The organism is Nocardiopsis sp. NPDC006139, from assembly GCF_040614155.1.
GTDB lineage: Bacteria > Actinomycetota > Actinomycetes > Streptosporangiales > Streptosporangiaceae > Nocardiopsis > Nocardiopsis changdeensis.
Genome location: NZ_JBEXTT010000005.1, coordinates 20,489 through 39,085, shown reverse-complemented (window position 1 = coordinate 39,085; position 18,597 = coordinate 20,489). Strand labels below are relative to the sequence as shown.

20 protein-coding genes are annotated in these 18,597 nt (G+C 75.5%); 14 read left to right on the top strand and 6 right to left on the bottom strand.

Annotation, left to right across the window (positions count from 1 at the left end):
* The first annotated feature begins 87 nt into the window (after window positions 1-87).
* The 6 genes from ABZ249_RS07985 to ABZ249_RS07960 all read left to right on the top strand — a co-directional run bounded on the left by ABZ249_RS07985 (window position 88) and on the right by ABZ249_RS07960 (window position 4,786).
* Window positions 88-486, top strand: a complete 399-nt coding sequence (locus ABZ249_RS07985; protein WP_220561867.1) for a GNAT family N-acetyltransferase — start codon at window positions 88-90, stop codon at window positions 484-486.
* Complete coding sequence (locus ABZ249_RS07980) at window positions 483-941, top strand: carboxymuconolactone decarboxylase family protein (RefSeq protein ID WP_220561868.1); 459 nt, start codon at window positions 483-485, stop codon at window positions 939-941. Before ABZ249_RS07985 ends, ABZ249_RS07980 begins: the two co-directional genes overlap by 4 nt.
* Before the next feature lie 242 nt (window positions 942-1,183).
* Entirely contained in the window at window positions 1,184-1,720 is a 537-nt protein-coding gene (locus tag ABZ249_RS07975) for a PadR family transcriptional regulator (protein WP_355258873.1), read from the top strand.
* Window positions 1,717-2,457 (top strand): ABC transporter ATP-binding protein, encoded by a 741-nt coding sequence (locus ABZ249_RS07970; RefSeq protein WP_220561870.1) that lies wholly within the window; start codon window positions 1,717-1,719, stop codon window positions 2,455-2,457. Before ABZ249_RS07975 ends, ABZ249_RS07970 begins: the two co-directional genes overlap by 4 nt.
* Window positions 2,457-4,241 (top strand): FtsX-like permease family protein, encoded by a 1,785-nt coding sequence (locus ABZ249_RS07965; protein WP_355258869.1) that lies wholly within the window; start codon window positions 2,457-2,459, stop codon window positions 4,239-4,241. Before ABZ249_RS07970 ends, ABZ249_RS07965 begins: the two co-directional genes overlap by 1 nt.
* An 89-nt stretch (window positions 4,242-4,330) precedes the next feature.
* Entirely contained in the window at window positions 4,331-4,786 is a 456-nt protein-coding gene (locus ABZ249_RS07960; protein WP_355258866.1) for a hypothetical protein, read from the top strand.
* 43 nt (window positions 4,787-4,829) lie between these two features.
* Here the strand turns inward: ABZ249_RS07960 and ABZ249_RS07955 are convergent, their stop codons facing one another.
* The 4 genes from ABZ249_RS07955 to ABZ249_RS07940 form a co-directional block, all read right to left on the bottom strand.
* On the bottom strand, window positions 4,830-5,360 hold the full coding sequence (locus tag ABZ249_RS07955; RefSeq protein WP_355258863.1) for a type I-E CRISPR-associated protein Cas6/Cse3/CasE: 531 nt from the start codon (window positions 5,358-5,360) through the stop codon (window positions 4,830-4,832).
* Between the two features lie 210 nt (window positions 5,361-5,570).
* A complete protein-coding gene (gene aspS / locus ABZ249_RS07950) occupies window positions 5,571-6,893 on the bottom strand; it encodes an aspartate--tRNA(Asn) ligase (protein WP_355258860.1) in 1,323 nt (440 codons plus the stop codon).
* 590 nt (window positions 6,894-7,483) lie between these two features.
* Window positions 7,484-8,668, bottom strand: a complete 1,185-nt coding sequence (locus ABZ249_RS07945; RefSeq protein ID WP_355258857.1) for a 4-hydroxybenzoate 3-monooxygenase — start codon at window positions 8,666-8,668, stop codon at window positions 7,484-7,486.
* Between the two features lie 76 nt (window positions 8,669-8,744).
* Window positions 8,745-9,485, bottom strand: coding sequence for an IclR family transcriptional regulator (locus tag ABZ249_RS07940; protein WP_255646673.1), 741 nt, complete (start codon window positions 9,483-9,485; stop codon window positions 8,745-8,747).
* 68 nt (window positions 9,486-9,553) lie between these two features.
* Here ABZ249_RS07940 and pcaH point away from each other — a divergent pair, with 68 nt between their 5' ends.
* The 5 genes from pcaH to ABZ249_RS07915 are packed head-to-tail and all read left to right on the top strand — an operon-like array spanning window position 9,554 to window position 13,646.
* Complete coding sequence (pcaH, locus tag ABZ249_RS07935) at window positions 9,554-10,336, top strand: protocatechuate 3,4-dioxygenase subunit beta (RefSeq protein ID WP_355258853.1); 783 nt, start codon at window positions 9,554-9,556, stop codon at window positions 10,334-10,336.
* Window positions 10,333-10,923 carry a protocatechuate 3,4-dioxygenase subunit alpha gene (gene pcaG, locus ABZ249_RS07930; protein WP_355258850.1) on the top strand — a complete coding sequence of 197 codons (591 nt, stop codon included), beginning with the start codon at window positions 10,333-10,335 and terminating at the stop codon, window positions 10,921-10,923. Before pcaH ends, pcaG begins: the two co-directional genes overlap by 4 nt.
* Window positions 10,920-12,149 (top strand): lyase family protein, encoded by a 1,230-nt coding sequence (locus tag ABZ249_RS07925; RefSeq protein WP_355258847.1) that lies wholly within the window; start codon window positions 10,920-10,922, stop codon window positions 12,147-12,149. The genes pcaG and ABZ249_RS07925 overlap by 4 nt, the downstream gene beginning before the upstream one ends.
* Complete coding sequence (gene pcaC, locus ABZ249_RS07920) at window positions 12,146-13,339, top strand: 4-carboxymuconolactone decarboxylase (protein ID WP_355258844.1); 1,194 nt, start codon at window positions 12,146-12,148, stop codon at window positions 13,337-13,339. Before ABZ249_RS07925 ends, pcaC begins: the two co-directional genes overlap by 4 nt.
* 40 nt (window positions 13,340-13,379) lie before the next feature.
* Window positions 13,380-13,646, top strand: a complete 267-nt coding sequence (locus ABZ249_RS07915) for a hypothetical protein (protein ID WP_355258841.1) — start codon at window positions 13,380-13,382, stop codon at window positions 13,644-13,646.
* A gap of 48 nt (window positions 13,647-13,694) precedes the next feature.
* On the opposite strand, the gene ABZ249_RS07910 is transcribed toward ABZ249_RS07915, so the two are convergent.
* Both ABZ249_RS07910 and ABZ249_RS07905 read right to left on the bottom strand, forming a co-directional pair.
* Window positions 13,695-14,552, bottom strand: coding sequence for an NAD(P)H-binding protein (locus tag ABZ249_RS07910; protein ID WP_355258838.1), 858 nt, complete (start codon window positions 14,550-14,552; stop codon window positions 13,695-13,697).
* 144 nt (window positions 14,553-14,696) lie between these two features.
* Entirely contained in the window at window positions 14,697-15,887 is a 1,191-nt protein-coding gene (locus ABZ249_RS07905) for an AI-2E family transporter (protein ID WP_355258835.1), read from the bottom strand.
* Between the two features lie 238 nt (window positions 15,888-16,125).
* On the opposite strand from ABZ249_RS07905, the gene ABZ249_RS07900 reads away from it, so the two are divergent.
* From ABZ249_RS07900 to ABZ249_RS07890, 3 genes are all read left to right on the top strand, one after another.
* The gene (locus ABZ249_RS07900) at window positions 16,126-16,491 is read left to right on the top strand and encodes a helix-turn-helix domain-containing protein (protein WP_355259582.1); all 366 of its coding nucleotides are present in this window, start codon (window positions 16,126-16,128) and stop codon (window positions 16,489-16,491) included.
* Window positions 16,492-16,620: 129 nt separating this feature from the next.
* Window positions 16,621-17,550, top strand: coding sequence for a universal stress protein (locus ABZ249_RS07895; RefSeq protein ID WP_355258832.1), 930 nt, complete (start codon window positions 16,621-16,623; stop codon window positions 17,548-17,550).
* 5 nt (window positions 17,551-17,555) lie between these two features.
* Complete coding sequence (locus ABZ249_RS07890; protein WP_355258829.1) at window positions 17,556-18,590, top strand: methyltransferase; 1,035 nt, start codon at window positions 17,556-17,558, stop codon at window positions 18,588-18,590.
* Window positions 18,591-18,597 lie beyond the last annotated feature (7 nt).

Genomic DNA, 18,597 nt, shown 5'->3' with positions numbered 1-18,597 from the left:
CGAACCAACGCGACCACCGCACCCACCACTCCCGCCGTCCCCACCACCGACCCGGCCGGGCACCGTCCCCGCAGAGAGGCAGCCGAGATGACCGAACAGCACACCGACAGGACGGGCGCCCCCGTGTCCATAGCCCTGGACCGGACGCGCGCCGTCAGCGCCTACACCGTGAGCACGCAGGACGGCGCCCTCGCCGGGCGCGCGGACTTCGTCGACCCGCCCGGTGCCCCCGGCGAGCGCGTCTTCTTCCACACCGAGGTCGCCCCGGAGTTCGGCGGCCGCGGCCTGGCCGGGCTGCTCGTCCGCGAGGCCCTGGCCGACGCGGTCCGCGGGAACCTCACCGTCGTGCCCGTGTGCCCGCTCTTCGCCGCGCACCTGAAGAAGCACGGCGAGGAGTACACGGCCGGGGGCGGGCGGTTCCGCCGGCCCAGACCGGCCGACCTGGCCCTGGTCGAGGAGACCGTCAGGGGCGGGGGCGACGCGTGAGCGCGGAACGCCCCTACATCGACAAGGAGCACCCCGAGGTCTACCGGGCGATGGTCAAGGCGGCCGCCGCCTCCCGGACCGCGGCGAACGAGGCCGGGCTGGGCGACGACCTCATCGAGATGATCAACATCCGGGTGTCCCAGATCAACGGGTGCCCGACCTGTCTGAGCATCCACGCCGCGAAGGCGCGCAAGGCCGGTGTCGAGCAGAGCACGCTGGACGTGCTGCCGGCCTGGCGCGAGACCACCCTGTTCACCGACGCGCAGAGGGCCGCGTTCGAGCTGGCGGAGTCCCTGACGGTGCTCGACCCGACCGTCGACCGGCAGGCCGTCAACGCCCGCGCGGCCGCCCACCTGAGCACCGCCCAGATCTCCGCGGTGGAGTGGACGGCCACGCTCATCAACGCGTTCAACCGCATCTCGATCGCCAGCGGCCACCCGGTGGTCCGGCGGTAGAACGACCGCGCCGCCCGGGGGCTCCCCCGGCCCGGCGGCGGGCCCGGCGCCCGCGCCCGTTGCCGACAGGCTCCGGGCGCGGGCGCCGTCGTGTGCCGGGCCGGGGAGCGGGCCGCCCGGCCCCGGCCTCCGGTCCTCCCCTCCCCTCTCCCCCCTCCCCCGCGGACGGACCCGTACGACCGGGACGTTTTGACACCCGGATCGGATAACCGCTATCTATTGGCTAACCGTTAGGGGGCAGAGTGCAGGACGCAGTGCTGGCGATGCTCGCCAAGGAGCCGTCGCACGGGTACCGACTGCGCGCCCGGCTCCAGCAGAGCCTGGGGCCGCTGGGCGCGTCGATGAACCCCGGCCAGATCTACGTGACCCTGGGCCGACTGGAGAAGGCCGGGCTCGTGGTCTGCGAGCAGGCGGACGACGGCCTCCCCGAGCGGTCGGACCGCAAGGTCTACGCCCTCACGCCGGCCGGGCAGCAGCGCGTGGCCGCCTGGCTGGCCGAGGTGAACTGGCCCAAGCCCGACCTCGCGGAGTTCCACCTGAAGCTCGTCGCGGCCGCCGCGGCCCGGCTGGCCGACCCGGTCGAACTCGTGGCGGCGCAGCGCCGCGAACTGCTGCGCCGCCTGCACGAGGTGCAGCAGGCGGCACTGGCCGAGCCCGCGGGCTCCCCCGGCGTCCTGCTGCTGGAGGGGGTCGTCCTGCGGTTGCAGGCGGACCTGCGCTGGTTGGCCGCCTGCGAGCGGGCCTGGTCGAAAACCGACGACGAATCCGAGGACAGATGAACGTGTCGAGTGCCGTGATCCGGGCCCGGGGCCTGGTGAAGCGCCACGGTCAGGGACAGGGCGGGTTCCGTGCCGTCGACGGGGTCGACCTGGACGTGCCCGAGGGGCAGATGCTGGCCGTCACCGGGCCCAGCGGCTGCGGGAAGTCCACGCTGCTCCACCTGCTGGGCGGACTGGAACGGCCCACGGACGGGGAGGTGTGGTTCGCCGGGCGGCGCATCGACACCCTGAACGAGCGGGCCCTGGCCCGGCTGCGGTGCCGGTCCGCGGGCTTCGTCTTCCAGGCCTTCCACCTGGTGGAGGAGCTGTCGGCGGCGGAGAACGTGGAGCTGCCCGCCCTGCTGGCGGGGCGCTCCCGGCGCGAGGCCCGTCGCCGCGCGGGCCGCCTGCTGGAGCGGGTCGGACTCGCGGACCGGGCGGGGCACCTGCCCGCGCAGCTGTCCGGCGGGCAGCGCCAGCGGGTCGCCATCGCCCGTGCGCTGGTCAACGAGCCCCTGGCCGTCCTGGCCGACGAGCCGACCGGCAACCTCGACAGCGCGGCGACGCTGGAGGTGCTGCGGATCTTCCAGGAGCTGCGCGCCGCGGGGCAGACCCTGGTGATCGTCACACACGACGAGCGGGTCGCGGCCGTCGCCGACCGGGTGGTCTCGATGCGCGACGGCATGTTCGTCGACGACACCCGGCTGGCGGGCACGGGCACCGGGTGGCTCGGCGGCCTGGTCGGACTGGAGGACTGATGGGGCGCGTCGTGCTCGTCGCCCGGCTCGCCTGGGCCGGGATCCGCCGGCATCGAACCCAGGCGGTGATCCTGGTGCTCGCGATGACCGTGGCCACGGCCGCCGCGGCGACGGGGCTGTCCCTGCGCGGGGAGACCGAGGCCCTGTACATGCAGACCCGGGAGGCCACGGCCGGACCGGACGTGGTGGTGCTCGCGGCCGAGACGGACCTCGCCCCGGCCCCCGACCTGTCCCCGCTGGCGCGGGAGCCCGAGGTCGTCGCCCACAACGGGCCCTTCCCCGTCGTCTACGCCACCCTCACGGCGCGCGGGTACGACTCGCGGGTGGTGGTGCACGGGGCCGACGAGACCCCGGGCGAGGTCGGCCGCCCGCTACTGACGTCGGGTGACTGGGTGAGCCCCGGAGGGGTGGTGCTGGAGCGGGGCTTCGCCACCGCCCTGGGCGCGGGCGTCGGCGACCGCGTGACCATCGCCGACCGCTCGTACCCGGTCGTGGGGATCGCCGTGACCGCGGCGACCGGTGTCTACCCCTGGGCGGCACAGGTCGGCCCTGGCGGCGGACCCACGGACTACAGCGGCCTGGCCTGGCTGACCGAGGCCGACGCCCGGGAGCTGGCCGCCCGGGACCTCCCCGTGGCCACGGCCCTGCACCTGCGGTTGCGCGACCCGGACCTGGCCGAGGAGTTCATCGAGGCCAACGCCTCCCCCGTCCCCGGGGTGGCGTACCGCAGCTGGCGGTCCATGGCCGAACAGGACGCCGTCCTGCTCCGCAACGTCCGGCCGATCCTGACCGTCGGCGGCTGGCTGCTGGGCTTCCTGGCCGTCACCGGGGTGGCGGTGCTGGCCGCAGGGCGCATCGTCGAGCAGACGCGCCGGGCGGGGGTGCTCAAGGCCGTCGGCGCCACGCCCGGCCTGGTCGCCGCCGTGCTGTTCACCGAGTTCCTGGCCCTGGCGCTGCTGGCGAACGCGCTGGGGCTGGTGATCGCCCGCCTGGCCCTCCCGGCGGTCGCCGCACCCACCGCCAGCCGGATCGGGGAGGCCGCCGGGCCCGGTTTCACGGCCGTGGCCGTGACGGTCGTGCTCTCCGTGGCCGTGGCGGCGCTGGCCACCGTGCGTCCCGCGCTGCGGACCCTGCGCGCCTCGACCGCCGCCGTCCTGGCGGACACCGCGCGGCGGCCGCAGGACCGCTCCCGGCTGACGGCGCTGTCCGCGCTTCTGCCCGCGCCGCTCATGCTGGGGCTGCGGATCACCGCCCGCCGGCCGGGCCGCGCCGTGCTGCAGGCGTGCTCCACGGCCACCACGGTCATCGCCCTCACCGCCTCGCTGACCCTCTCCGTCCAGACCGTGCGGAGCTACGGCGTGTACGGCTCCTCGGACCTGGCCAACCTCCGGGACGTCCACGACCACCGCCTGCTGACGGTGGTCACCGTCCTGCTCGTCGTGCTCGCCGTCGTGAACACCGTCGCGTCCACGTGGACCACGGCCCTGGAGGCCCGGGTGAGCATGGCCGTCGCGCGGGCGCTGGGCGCCACCCCCGGGCAGATCACCGCGGGCCTGGCGGTCGCCCAGCTCCTGCCCGGCCTGCCCGGCGCCGCCGTCGGCCTCTTCATCGGCGACGGCGTGCTCTCGCTCTTCGCCGCCCGGAACGCGGTCGAGGCCCCCACACCCTGGCTGTTCGGCGCGGCGCTGGCGACCCTCGCGGCGACGGTGGCGCTCACGGCCCTGCCCGCGCGCCTGGCGGCCCGCCGGCCCGTGGCCCGGGTCCTCAGCGGCGAGACCCCCTGACCGCCCGGCCCGGAGGTGCGGAGGAGCCTACGGGCCGCGGTGTGTACGCTTCCCCGGTGCCCCGCCTCCCCGACCCCCCGGAGGACGCCTTGCGGAGATTCGCTCCGTGGATCGCGCTCGTGCTCGTGATCCTCTTCGTCACCCTCGTCCTGGGTGCCAGGTCCGTGCTCGTACCGGCGAACCGGCCCTTCGAGTACGGCGACGGGATCCGGATCCAGCTGCTGGGCATTTCCCACGAGGACGTCGGCGGGGAGGAGCGGGTCACCTGGGGAGTGGAGGTCATCAACGGGACGGGCGGGCCGCTGGACCTGAGCGTCTCCTCGACCTGCCGCCACGCCGCGTCGCCCTGGGAGGAGTCCGGCCCCTCCGCCCTGGCGGAGCGGGGCGGTGAGGAGGTCGGGCTCCCCGCACTCCTCGCGACGAGCGTCGCGGACTCCTGCCCGTCACCGGAGTCGGGCCGGTGGTGGGTGTACACGCTCACCCTGGAGGACCGCACGGGCGGGACCGGCTCCCGTTCCGTCGTCTTCGCCGGCCGGGCCCACTGACCGCCCGGCCCGCGCCCCTCGGCGGGGCGGTCCGGGCGGCCGCCTACTGCGGTGCCAGCGGACTGACCAGGAGCAGCCCGGCGCCCGTGGCCGTGCCCGCGCCGATCCCGTTCAGGCACAGCTCCTGGAGCGCGTCGCTGTCCCGCACCACGGCCTCCCCCGTGAAGTGGTACCGGGCGGGCCTGCCGCCCAGGCGCTTCCACTTCGCCGAGGCGAGGTCCAGCGCGCCCGCGAACTTGCCGGACAGCCAGTCCTCGAACTCGTCCTCGGCCAGCGGGACCCGCTTGCCGCGCCGGGCGGTGGGCGCCGAGATGAGCTCCCAGCGGACGCTCTCGCCCTCGGGGTGCCGCGACAGCGGGTGGATCGCGGCGGAGGTCGCGCCGGGGACCTTGCCCCAGGCGGGCGCGGTGTCGGAGCTGATCACCAGCGTGCTCGGCGAGGTGCGCGCCCACAGCACGCGGGCCTCGGACGCGGGGTCGGGGTCGACGGCCCTGCGCACGGCCTGGCCCATGGCCGCCCACTGGTCCATGCCGCTGCTGCGCGCGGGGTCGAGGTTGATGCGGGCCAGGTACAAGGGGTTCCCTCCGGGTGTCCCCGCCGGTGCGGGGCTCGTGTTCGGTCACGGGGCGCGGAAGGTCCTGCGCGCCCGGGGTGAAACCACCACTGTACGAGGCCGCGGCCCCCGGTCGGCCCGGTGCGCGGCCGTCCCCGCGGCGGGGGCGGGCGCTTCCACAGCGGAGGACGCCGTCCCCGCCCGCGGGGCCGCGGGCGGGGACGGCGCGGGTCACGGGGTGAGGCGGTGGGGTCCCCGGAACAGGAAGACCGCCTCCCGGATGGAGTCCAGGCCGAGCAGGACCATCAGCACACGGGCCAGCCCCATGCCGAACCCCCCGTGGGGCGGGCAGCCGTAACGGAAGCAGTCGAGGTAGTCGCGCAGCGGTCCGGTGCCCAGCCCCTTCTCCGCCGCCTGCTCCAGCAGCACGTCGTGGCGGTGTTCGCGCTGGGCGCCGGTGGTGATCTCCAGCCCCTTCCAGAGCAGGTCGAAGCCGAGCGTCAGGTCGGGGCGCTCGGCGGAGCGCATGTGGTAGAACGGCCGGATCGTCGCGGGGTAGTGCGTGACGAACACGAACTCGTGCCCCGTCTCCTCCTCGACGTGCGCGGCCAGGCGCCGCTCGCCCTCCGGGTCCAGGTCCTCCTTGGCACCCTCCGGGTCCCAGCCGCCGCGCCGCAGGACCTCCTGGGCCTCGGCCATCGTCATCCGGGGGAACGGGGTCTCCGGCACCGCGACGTCGGTGCCGAAGCGCTCGGCGACCGCGTCGCCGTGCGCCTCGGCGACCTTCGCCAGCGCGTGGGCGAGCATCCGCTCCTCGAAGGACATCACGTCCTCGACCCCGTCGATCCACGCCAGTTCCACGTCCACGCCCGTGAACTCGGTGGCGTGCCGGGAGGTGAAGGACGGCTCCGCGCGGAACACCGGTCCGACCTCGAAGACCTTGTCGATCCCCGCCGCGATCGCCATCTGCTTGAAGAACTGGGGCGACTGCGCCAGGTACGCGGAACGGTCGAAGTAGTCGAGCGCGAAGACGTCGGCCCCCGACTCGGAGGCGGCGCCCATCAGCTTGGGCGTGTGCATCTCCGTGGCCCCGGCGGCGTACGCGAACTCGCGCATGCCCTGCTCCAGGGTCGTCTGCACGGCGAACAGCAGTCCCGCCTCCGGGCGGCGCCGGACGTCGAGGAAGCGCCGGTCGAGGCGCTGCTCGATCCCCGTCCGGTCGTCGATCGGCAGCGGCGCCTCGGCCCTGTTGAGCACCTCCACCTCGTGGGGCACCAGCTCCAGGCCACCGAGTTTGACGACGGGGTTGTCGACCACCGTGCCGGTGATCCGCACAGCGGACTCGGCGGTCAGGGACTCCAGTGCGGCCTCGACGGCGTCGCCTGCGCCGCGGCGCCGGTGGGTGATCTGGGCCGTGCCGGTGTGGTCGCGCACGACGACGAACTGCATCCGGCTCTGTCGCCGCAGGGTGGTCGCCCAGCCGCGGACCGACACCGTCTCGCCGAGATGTCGCCGCAGGTCGCGGACCAGGGTACGGCTCGTGGAACGGATCATCTCAAGTCCTCCGAGGACCTCGGAATGATCCCTTGGGGGCGTGGGCGATAAGGGAACTCGCGGTGCCACCACGCCTTCGCCGCCGACGGAGCGGCGGCCTCGTTCGGGCCCGGTCACGGGGGCCGGCCGGCGGGGCATCGGGCCCGGTGGCCGGACCGTTCCTCCCCGCACTCGGGAGGGTCTTCACCCCGGGGCGTGAAGCCGCCTTCCCAGCCGCCGGCGGCTCTCTGGGTCCACGCGGTCCCGCGGTTACTCGTCTCCGTCATCGCGTTGCCCCGACCCTACTGCACCCGCGCCCGCGGCGCTCGTGATCGCCGGTCCGGCCGGCGGCCTCGGGGCCCGGCCGACCGCATGGCCGCACCGCCCGTCGAACGCCGGTGCCCGGCGGGGGCGGCCCCCGGCACGGCCGGTCGGGACCGGGCGCGCCGCCGGCGGCGAGCGCGTCCCCGAACCGCCGTGCCGCCGGGTGGTGAGCCGGTTCGAGAACGCGTTCGACGCCGATGGGCGGGCCCGCCCGGTGTCCGCGCCCCGCCGACCGGAGGACGCCCACCGGGTGCGGTCACGCGGCACTCGGGACCACCGGGCCCGGGTCAGAAGCCGAGGGGCAGGCCCGCGTAGTTCTCGGCCAGTCCCGTGGCGCCCGCCTCGCTGGTGGCGACCCAGCGGAGCTGGGACAGCTGCAGCTGGGTGTCGAAGGGGTCGGTGCCCGTGTGCAGCATGGTGGTCATCCACCAGGAGAAGTGGGTGCACCGCCAGACCCGGCGCAGCGCCGTGTCGGAGTAGGCGTCGGCCTGTCGGCTGTCGCCGCGCACCAGGTCGGCCAGGGCGGGGGCGAGCAGGGCCACGTCGGCGACCGCCAGATTCAGGCCCTTGGCGCCGGTCGGCGGGACGATGTGGGCGGCGTCACCCGCCAGGAACAGGCGGCCGTCGCGCATCGGCGTCTGCACGTAGGAGCGCATCGGCAGCACGCTCGTGTCGGTGATCGTCCCGGGTTCGAGCTCCCAGCCGTCCTGGCCGTGGCCGAGCCGGGCGGCCAGCGCGTCCCAGATGCGGTCGTGGCTCCACTCGTCGGCGGAGGTGCCGTTGGGGACCTGGAGGTAGAAGCGGCTGACGGTGGACGAGCGCATGGAGTGCAGAGCGAACCCGTCGGGGTGCCAGGCGTAGATGAGCTCGTCGGTGGAGGGGGCGACGTCGGCCAGCACGCCCAGCCACGAGTACGGGTAGACCCGCTCCCAGGTCCTGCGCAGGTCGGTGCCGACGGCGCCCCGGCTGGGCCCGAAGGACCCGTCACAGCCCGCCACCGCGCGCGCCCGCACCCGGTGCGTCGCCCCGGAGGGGTCGGTGAAGGTGACCGAGGGGGCGTCGGTGCGCAGGTCGTGCAGGGCGACGTCGGCGGCCTCGTAGTGCACCTGCTGCCCGGCGGCGGTGCGGGCGGCGATGAGGTCCTTCTGCAGTTCGGTCTGCCCGTAGATCCACACGCTGCGGCCGGTGAGGTCGACGAAGTCGAGGTGGTGCCGCTCCCCCGGCCACTGCAGGTGGATGCCGCGGTGCTCGTCGCCCTCGGCCTCCAGGCGGTCGGCCAGGCCCACCGAGCGCAGCAGCTCGACGGTGGAGTGCTCCAGCACCCCGGCACGGATGCGGGAGGCCACGTACTCCTGCGAGCGCGCCTCGATGACGACGGACTCCACCCCTTGGGCGGCGAGCAGGTGGGAGAGCAGCATGCCGGCGGGGCCGGCGCCGATGATGGCCACGTCGGTGGTGGTGATCTGGGTCATGACCGCCATTGGACCGTGTCACAGCCCCGAATGCGGAACCCTTTCTTCCGCTCAGTGAAAAACCGCAGGTGAAAGGTCACAGCCTGCGGGAGATGCCCTGCGCCGCCACCTGGAGGGCCGTGACCAGCCTCCCCCGGTCGCGTTTGAGCGCGGGCACCACGACCGCGATCGCCGCCGCCACCTCCTCGCCCCGCCGCACCGGCACCGCCACCGAGCACGCCCCCAGGGTCATCTCCTCCACCGTGGTGGCGTACCCCTCGCGGCGGACCCGCTCCAGCTGCCGCAGCAGCACCCCGGGCTGGGTGACGGTGTACGGCGTGACCCGGCGCAGCGACCCCAGCACCCGGGCGCGCACGTCCTCGGGGGCGTACGCCAGCAGCACCTTGCCGACCCCGGTGCAGTGCATCGGCAGGGTGGAGCCCACGCTGCTGACCACCGGCACCGACGCCCGGCCCGCCATCCGCTCCAGGTACAGCACCTCGTCGCCGTCGCGCACCGCCAGGTGCACGGTGGCCAGGGTGGTCGCGTACACGTCGTGCAGGAACGGCGAGGCCGCCTCGCGCAGCGTGGTCTGCACCGGCGCCAGCAGTCCGATGTCCCACAGGCGGCGGCCCACCACGTAGGAGCCCTCCTCGCGGGCCAGCGCCCCGTGGCGCACCAGCTCCCCGACCAGCCGGTGCGCGGTGGGCGGCGGCAGCCCCGCGCGCCGGGCGATGGCCGACAGCGACAGCCGCCGGTGGTGCTCGTCGAAGGCGCCCAGGACCGCCATGACCCTTCCGGCCACGGTCGCCCCGGGCGTACCGGTGTTCCCCGCCATGGGGGACATTCTTCCACTGAGCGGAAAGGAGAGCCACGCCACCCCGCCCCCGGCCGTAGCCTCCCGCCATGAACAGCACCCCCGTCACGGCGTCCGGCCTGGAGCCCCAGTCGGTGGTCAGCGAGGAGATCGCCGCCATCGAGGAGGCCCGCGCCCGCGGCGCCGCGCCCCAGCCGGCCCTGGACTACCCGCCCTACCGCAGCAGCGCGCTGCGCCACCCCACCAAGGACCCGCACCACACCGACCCCGAGACCATCGAGCGCTGGGCCCCCTGCTTCGGCGAGCGCGACGTGGACCCGCTGGAGGCCGACCTGACCATCGGCGGGTCGGGAGAGCCGATCGGCGAGCGCATGGTCGTCGCCGGCCGGGTCACCGACGACCGCGGGCGGCCGGTGCGCCGCCAGCTGGTGGAGATCTGGCAGGCCAACGCGGGCGGCCGCTACGTGCACAAGCGCGACCGGCACCCGGCCCCGCTGGACCCCAACTTCACCGGCGCGGGACGGTGCCTGACCGACGACGACGGGTACTACCGGTTCCAGACGATCAAACCGGGGCCCTACCCGTGGCGCAACCACCACAACGCCTGGCGCCCCGCGCACATCCACTTCTCGCTGTTCGGGACGGAGTTCGCCCAGCGGCTGGTCACCCAGATGTACTTCCCGGGCGACCCGCTGTTCGCGCTGGACCCGATCCTGCAGTCGGTCACCGACCCGAGGGACCGGGAGATGCTCGTGGCGGCCTACGACCACGACCTGACCACGCACGAGTGGGCGACCGGGTACCGGTGGGACATCGTCCTGGGCGGCGCGCACGGCACGCTCATGGAGCAAGAGGAAGGGGACGACGCGTGAGCACCACCGGCGAGGGGGCGCGGCTGCGCGCCACCCCGGGACAGACGGTCGGCCCGTTCTTCCACTACGGCCTGCCCTACGACGGCGACCGCGACCTCGTGCCGCCGGGCTCGGCCGGGGCGGTCCGGCTGACCGGGCTCGTCACCGACGGCGCCGGGAACGCGGTCCCCGACGCCCTGGTGGAGGTCTGGCAGGCCCGGCCGGACGGCTCCGTGCCGCGCGAGCCGGGGTCGCTGCGCCGGGACGGGTGGACCTTCACCGGGTTCGGGCGCGCCTCGACCGGCCGCGACGGGCGGTACACGTTCAGCACCCTGGAGCCGGGGCCCGCCGAACCCGGGGCGGCGGCGTTCTTCGCGGTCACCGTGTTCGCGCGCGGGCTGACGGACCGGCTGTTCACCCGCGCCTACCTGCCCGACGACGCCGCGGCGCTGGCCGCCGACCGGCTGCTGGCGTCGCTGCCCGCCGAGCGCCGCGCCACCCTGGTCGCCCGCCGCGACGCCCAGGGGCTGGTGTTCGACATCCGCCTCCAGGGCGAGGGCGAGACCGTGTTCCTGGACCTGGCCGGGTACCGGACGCGGACGCCATGACCGACCTGTTCTGGCCCGGGGACGAGCGCGCGGGCGACCTGTTCACCGAACGCGCCTGGCTGTCGGCCATGGTCGCCGTCGAGCAGGCCTGGGCGGACTCGCTGGCCGGAGCGGGGATCGCCCCGGCCGCGGCCGACCTCTCCGGCCTGGTCGGCGCCGACGACCTGCCCGACCTGGCCCGGGCCGCCGAGGGCGGCGGCAACCCCGTCATCGCCCTGGTCCGGATGCTGCGCGAACGCGCCGACGGTCCCGGCGCCGCCTGGGTGCACCGCGGGCTGACCAGCCAGGACGTGGTGGACACCGCGCTGGTGCTGTGCGCCCGGGACACCGTCGCCCGGGTGCGCGCGGAGCTGCGCCGCCAGGCCGGCCACCTGGCCGGGCTGGCCGACGCCCACCGGAACACGGTGATGGCGGGACGCACCCTCACCCAGCACGCGGTGCCCACCACCTTCGGGCTCAAGGCCGCCGGGTGGCTGGGCGGGGTGCTGGACGCCGCCGACGCCCTGGACCGGCTCCGGTTCCCGGTACAGGTCGGCGGTGCCGCCGGGACCCTCTCGGCCGTCGTGGACCTGGCCCGGGCGCGCGGCGCCGCCGACCCGGTGGCCGCGGCGACGGACCTGGCCGCCGCGACCGCGCGGCGGCTGGGGCTGGAGCCCGCACCGCCCTGGCACACCTCGCGCGGCACCGTCACCGCCCTGGGCGACGCCCTGGTGGCCTGCACCGACGCCTGGGGGAGGCTGGCCGCCGACGTCGCCACCCTGTCCCGGCCCGAGATCGCCGAGGTGGCCGAGCCCGCCGCCGACGGGCGCGGCGGCTCCTCGACCATGCCGCACAAGCGCAACCCGGTGCTGTCGGTGCTCGTCCGGCGGGCGGCCCTGGCCGCTCCCCCGCTGGCCTCGACCCTGCACCTGGCCTCGGCGCTGGCCGTGGACGAGCGCCCGGACGGGGCCTGGCACGCCGAGTGGGCGGCCCTGCGCACCCTGGCCCGGCGCACCGCCGTGGCGGCCTCCCAGACCGGGGAGCTGCTGGCGGGCCTGCGGGTGGACGCCGACCGGATGGCGGCCACCGCCGAGGGGGCCCGCGAGGGGCTGGCCGCCGAGGCCCGCGCCGTCGCCGCGTTCACCGGCGCCGGCACCGAACCCGCGGAGGGGACGGCGGGCGCCGCCGACGCGCTCGTCGACGCCGTCCTGGTCCGCGCCGACCGCTTCATGGAGACCGACACATGACCATCCCGCACATCACCGGAGTCGAACTCGCCGGCGGGCCCGACCGGCCGCTGCTGCTCGTGGGCCCCTCGCTGGGCACCTCGGCCGCGGCATTGTGGTCGGCGGCCGCCGAACGGCTCGGCGACGCCTTCCACGTGGTGGGCTGGAACCTGCCCGGGCACGGCGGCGCCCCGGCCGCGGACGCGCCGTTCACCCTGGCCGAACTGGCCGACGGGGTGCTGGCGTTCGCCCGGGGGGTGACCGCGGCGCGCGGGGACGCCGACCGCTCCTTCTGCTACGCGGGCGACTCCGTGGGCGGGGCCGTGGGCCTGCACCTGCTACTGGACTCCCCCGAGGCGGTGCGCTCGGCGGCGCTGCTGTGCACGGGGGCGCGCATCGGCGAGCCCGAGGGGTGGCGCGAGCGGGCCGCGACGGTCCGCGCCTCGGGCACCCCGGCCGTGGTGGAGGCGTCGGCGAAGCGGTGGTTCGCCCCCGGGTTCGCCGAGCGCGAGCCGGCGGTCGTCGCCTCGCTGCTGCACGTGCTCCAGGACGCCGACGCCGAGGGCTACGCGCTGGTCTGCGAGGCCCTGGCCGGGTTCGACGTGCGCGACCGGCTCGGGGAGGTCACCGCGCCGGTGCTCGCGGTCGCGGGCGCCGAGGACGGCCCCACCCCGCCCGCCTCGCTGGAGGCCCTCGCCCGCGGGGTGCGCCGCGGCCGGGTCGAGGTCCTGGACGGGGTGGCCCACCTGGCCCCGGCCGAGGCCCCGGACCGGGTCGCCGCCCTGCTGCGCGGACACTTCGCGGGACCCTCCGCCGCCCCGGCCGACCCGGGCTCCGCGACCCAGGAGCAGGTGCGCGCGGCGGGCATGGCGGTGCGCCGCGAGGTGCTGGGCGACGCCCACGTGGACCGGGCGGTCGCCGCGACCACGGACTTCACCGCCGACTTCCAGGAGTTCATCACCCGCTACGCCTGGGGCACCGTGTGGACCCGCCCGGGCCTGGACCGGCGCAGCCGGTCGATGATCACCCTGACCGCGCTCATCGCCCGCGGCCACCACGAGGAGTTCGCCATGCATGTGCGCGCGGCCCTGCGCAACGGGCTGAGCGAGCAGGAGATCAAGGAGGTCGTGCTGCAGAGCGCGATCTACTGCGGCGTCCCGGACGCCAACTCGGCGTTCCGCATCGCCCAGCGCGTCCTGGCCGAGGGGTGAATAATGGGCCGCTGCGACATCGGGAAGGGAGCGGCGGCCCATGGGACTGAAACGGTGGTTCGGGAAGAGGTCCGGCGGTGAGCCCCCGGCCTACGGGACCCGGCAGGAGCTCGCCGCGGCCGAGGAGCGCATGCTGGAGGCGCTGCAACGCGAGTGCGACAGGATCCACGCCGACCTGGTGGAGGCGTACGCCCTGCTGCCCGCGGAACGCAGGCCGGACCTCCCGGAGGCGCCGCCGCGGTTCGCGGACCGCGAGCAGGCCCAGGCGTACATGGAGCACATGCGGGCCCTGCTGAAGCGGCGGTGAGGCAGAAGGGGCCGGCCGGGAATCCGGCCGGCCCCGCCGCGCGATCCGTCAGAGCAGGTCGCGCAGGGTCTCGGCGATCGGGGTGGACGGGCGGCCGATGAGGCGGCGCAGGTCGCCGGTGGGCTCTCCCAGGGCACCGTCGCGGATGTTGCCGTCCAGGGCGGCCACGAAGGAGGCCGTCCCCTCGTCGAGACCGGCGCCGACCAGGGACGCCACGTGCTCCTCGGTCGACAGGTCCTTGTAGACGACCTCGGTGCCCAGCACGGCCGAGAGCGTGTCGGCCAGCTCGGCGTAGGTCCAGGCGGTGTCGCCGGTCAGCTCGTACACCGCGCCCGCGTGGGCCGCCGGGTCGGCGAGCACCGCGGCGGCGGCCGCCGCGAAGTCGCGTCGGGCGGCGCTGGGCACCCGTCCCTGCCCCGCGCTGCCGCCGAACTCCCCGTGGTCGCGGGCGGCGTGCAGCTGCGGCACGTAGTTCTCGTGGTACCAGTTGTTGCGCAGGACGGTGTGGGCGATCCCCGAGGCGGCCAGCAGCTCCTCGGTGGCCCTGTGGTCGGGGGCCAGCACCAGCACCGTGTCGTCGGCCCGGGGCGCGCTGGTGTAGACGATGTGCCCGATCCCGGCGGCGGCCGCCGCCTCGATCGCGGCCCGGTGCTGGGGCACCCGGCGGCCCGGCTCGCTGGTGGAGATCAGCAGCAGGGTGTCGGCCCCGGCGAAGGCGGGCGCCAGGGTGGCCGGGTCGTCCAGGTCGACGCGCGCCGTGCGCACCCCGCGTTCGGCGAGCGCGGCCAGGCGCCCGGCGTCGCGGCCCGCCGCGACGATCCCCTCGGCCGGGGTCCCCCGCTCCAGCAGCTCCTCCACGGTGAGGCGGCCCAGGTGGCCGGTGGCACCCACGATGACGACGGACATGAGCGATGGTCCTTCCCTTGCCGGACCGGGACGTCCCCGGTCGCTGCCCTGGGACAACCGCGCAGGTGGGAGGCACATTCCAAGGTTCCGGTACCCACCTTTTTATCAGGTACCCACCTCAAGGTTAGTCAGGAGGTCAGGACGTCAGTGGGGTGTCGGGCCCGAGGCGGCGTCCGTCGCCCCGGAAGCGCCGCCGTCCCCGCCGGGGCCCTCCGCCGGCCCCTCCGCCCCGCCCGGCGGCGCTCCGTCCCGCTCACCGTCCGCCGTCTCCGCCGGCTCCTCCGAAGCGCTCAGCAGCGGGTGCTCCTCCACCTCGTAGCGCCGGATGTAGGACCCCAGGAACGCCTGGAGGCTGGCGCCCATCGGCAGGGCGAGCAGCGCGCCCGGCGCCCCCATGATCGCCACGCCCGCCAGGACCGACCCGAAGGCCACCGCGGGGTGCATGTCCAGCGTCCTGGCGGTGATGCGCGGCTGGAGCACGTAGTTCTCGAACTGCTGGTAGACGACCACGAACACCAGCACCCACACCGCCGTCCAGGGCCCCTGCGGCAGCGCCACCAGCACCGGGACGAGCCCGCCGATGTAGGTGCCGACCGTGGGGATGAACTGCGACAGCACTCCCACCCACAGCGCCAGCGCGAACGCGAACGGCACGTCCAGGGCCGCCAGGACCAGGTAGTGCGCGATGGCCGAGACCAGGGCCATCAGCGCCCGCGAGTACAGGTACCCGCCGGTCTTCTCGATCGCGATCTCCCAGGCCCGCAGCACCTCGCGCTGGGTGCGCGGCGGCAGCACCGAGCAGATCACCCGGCGGAAGCGCGGGCCGTCGGCGCACAGGTAGAACGTGAACAGCGCGACCGCCAGCCCGTTGAAGAGCAGCCCCAGCAGGGTCGACCCCGCGCCCAGCGCGTTGTCGGCGATCCGGGAGGCGTACTGCTGGACCACCCCGCTGGCGCTGGTGACCGACTCCATGAGGTTGGTCGGCGAGTAGTCGGTGCCGAAGGTGGCGTTGGCCCACACCAGCGTCGCGCGCAGCATCCGGGGCGTCTCGGCCGCCAGGGACAGCACCTGCCCGATCAGCATGGAGCCGAGCATGCTCAGGAACACCCCGGTCGCCAGCACCACCAGCAGCATGACCGCGCCGGTGGCCGGGCCGCGGGGCCAGTGGCGCCGGTGCAGCCAGTTGACGGCCGGTTCCAGCGCCAGCGCCAGGAACAGGGAGATCAGCAGCAGGACGATGAGCCCCTGCAGCTCCAGGAACAGCCACAGGGCCACGCCGAAGGCCGTGACGGTCCACATGACCATCAGGACCGCGCGGGGCAGCCACGGGGGCATGGTCCGCTGATCGGTGCTCGGGTCCCGGGGGGGCCGGGGTGTTCGTCTGCAAGCCGGGGCTTCCTTCTCTTCGCTGGCCCTGCCGGGCCCGGGACCGTTCCCGTCCCGTCTACCGGACACTAGCCGCCCCGAGGGGTCCGCGGGGCTCGCGCGCGCCCCGGCCGCCGGCCCCGTCGTCCGCCCCCGCCGTCCCTCCCGCGCGCCCGGGGCCGCCTGCGGGTAGGTTGGCGGGGTGAGCATGACCGGAGGTCTTCCCAAGGGCGAGGTGTTCAGCGCCGACTGCCCGTCCCGCCGCCTGCTGGGCGAGGTCACCTCCAAGTGGGGCGTCCTGGTCCTGGTGGCGCTGCGCGAGGGGCCGCTGCGCTGGAGCGAGCTGCTGCGCCGCATCGGCGGCGTCAGCGAGAAGATGCTCGCCCGCACCCTGCGCTCCTTCGAGGCCGAGGGCCTGGTGCTGCGCGACGCCCGCCCGGTGGTGCCGCCGCACGTGGAGTACAGCCTCACCGAGGCCGGGCACGAGGTCACCGCCCGGCTCGTCCCGCTGGTCGCCTGGGCCGAGGAGCACGCGATCCGGACCTCCGGGACCGGGGACCGCGCGCACGGCTGACCCGTGCCCCGCCCCCGGGCGCCCGAGTTCTCCGCCACACCAGCCGCGGTCCCGGTTCCCGTACCGCCCGTGGGGCACACTCCTCTCAGGGCGCGGAACGGGGCGCCAGGGGCGAAGGAGGCGGCAGCGATGACCGACGACCAGGGACGCGCACCGGCGGTGGTGACGGGCGTGGACGGCTCCGCGGAGGCGCGGGCGGGCCTGGAGTGGGCCTGCGCCGAGGCCGAGCGGAGAGGGTGGCCGCTGAAGGTGGTGCACGCCCTGTCCATGCCGGTCGTGGTGAGCGTCTACGCCGGGCGCACCCGGTTCCCTCCCAGTGAGGAGATCTCCGAGCAGGGCCGGCGCATCCTGGAGAAGGAGGCGGACCACGCCCGCGGGCTGCGCCCCGGGGTGGAGGTCCTCACCGACCTCGCCCTGGAGGAGCCCCCGGCGGCGCTGCTGCACCGGTCCGGCCCCGGCGACCTGGTCGTGGTGGGCTCGCGCGGCTTCGGCCCGGTCCGCGCGGCCCTGGCCGGGTCGGCGGGTATCCGCCTGGCCGCCCGTGCCGCCTGCCCGGTCGTGGTGGTGCCCCGGCCCGCCGAGGGCCGCCCGGTGCCCCTGGAGCCCCGGCGCATCGTGGTCGGCGTCGACGGGTCCCTGGACTCCCAGCACGCCCTGGACTTCGCCCTGCACGAGGCGGCCCGTATCGCGGACTCCGAGGTGACCGTGGTCAACAGCTGGGAGGCGCCCACCCCGTTCGCGTCCCAGGCGCTGATCGCCTCGGGGTGGACCCCGCCCGAGGACTTCCTGGACCGGCAGTCGGAGGAGATCGTCGCCGGGGTCCTGGCCGAGGTCATGGACGAGGCCGTCGAGCACGTGGACGTGTCCGTGGTGCGCACCCGCAAGAACCCGGTGGAGGCCCTGGTGGAGGCCGGGGCGCAGGCCGACCTCATCGTGGTCGGCTCCCGGGGCCGCGGCAGCGTCCAGGGCATGTTCCTGGGCTCGGTCAGCCAGGGCGTCCTGCACACCGCCACCGTCCCGGTCGCGGTGCTCCCCCACCACACCGGAAGCGAGGAGTGAACCCGTTGGGTGACACGAGCGAGGAAGCCCGCGCCCACCGCACCCTGGGCGGGATGCTGTTCGGCGGCATGGTCGCCCACCTCGTGGGCGGCGCCGTCCGCCTGGGCCTGCCCGACGCCCTGGGCGAGGGGGAGGCGACCGTGGCCGAGCTGGCGCGCGCCCTGGACGCGCGCGCCGACACCCTCGAACGCCTGCTGCGGGCGCTGGAGGCCGTGGAGCTGGTGGCCGAGACCGGCCCGGGCCGGTACACCCTCACCCAGGCCGGGCACCTGCTGCGCACCGACCACCCCGACTCCCGGGCGGCCATCGCCCGGTTCTACACCGACGCGCTGCTGCTGGACTCCTGGCGGGAGCTGCCGCAGAGCGTGCGCGACGGCTCGGTGGCGTTCGAGCGCGTGCACGGCACGTCGTTCTTCGAGCACCTGGACGGGCACCCCGACCGGGCGGAGATGTTCCACGCCGCCATGGCCGACGGCACCCGCGGCACCGCCCGGGTGCTGCCCGACGCCTACGACTTCGCGCCGTTCTCCACGGTGGTGGACGTGGGCGGCGGCGACGGCACGCTGATCTCCGCGGTGCTGGCCCGCCACCCGCACCTGGCCGGCGTGCTGTTCGACGCGCCCGGCGGCGCCGCCCGCGCCCCGGCGGTCCTGGAGAAGGCCGGGGTCGCCGACCGGTGCTCGGTGGTGGCCGGGGACTTCTTCCGCTCCCTGCCGGCCGGGGACGTGATGCTGCTCAAGAGCATCGTCCACGACTGGGACGACGAGCGCGCGGCGACGATCCTGTCCCGCTGCCGGGAGGCGGTCGCCGACGGCGGCCGGCTGCTGCTGGTGGAGCCGATGCTGCCGGACGGCCCCGGCGCGGCCGGTCCGCCGGTGCCGTTCCTGAGCGACCTGAACATGCTGGTCAACACCGGTGGCCGGGAGCGCACCCGGGCCGACTTCGAGGCCCTGTGCGCCCGGACCGGGTTCGCGCTGGAGTCGGTGCGCACGCTGCCCGCGCCCTCGGGGAACACGCTGGTCGAGGCCGTACCGGTGTGAGGCCGGG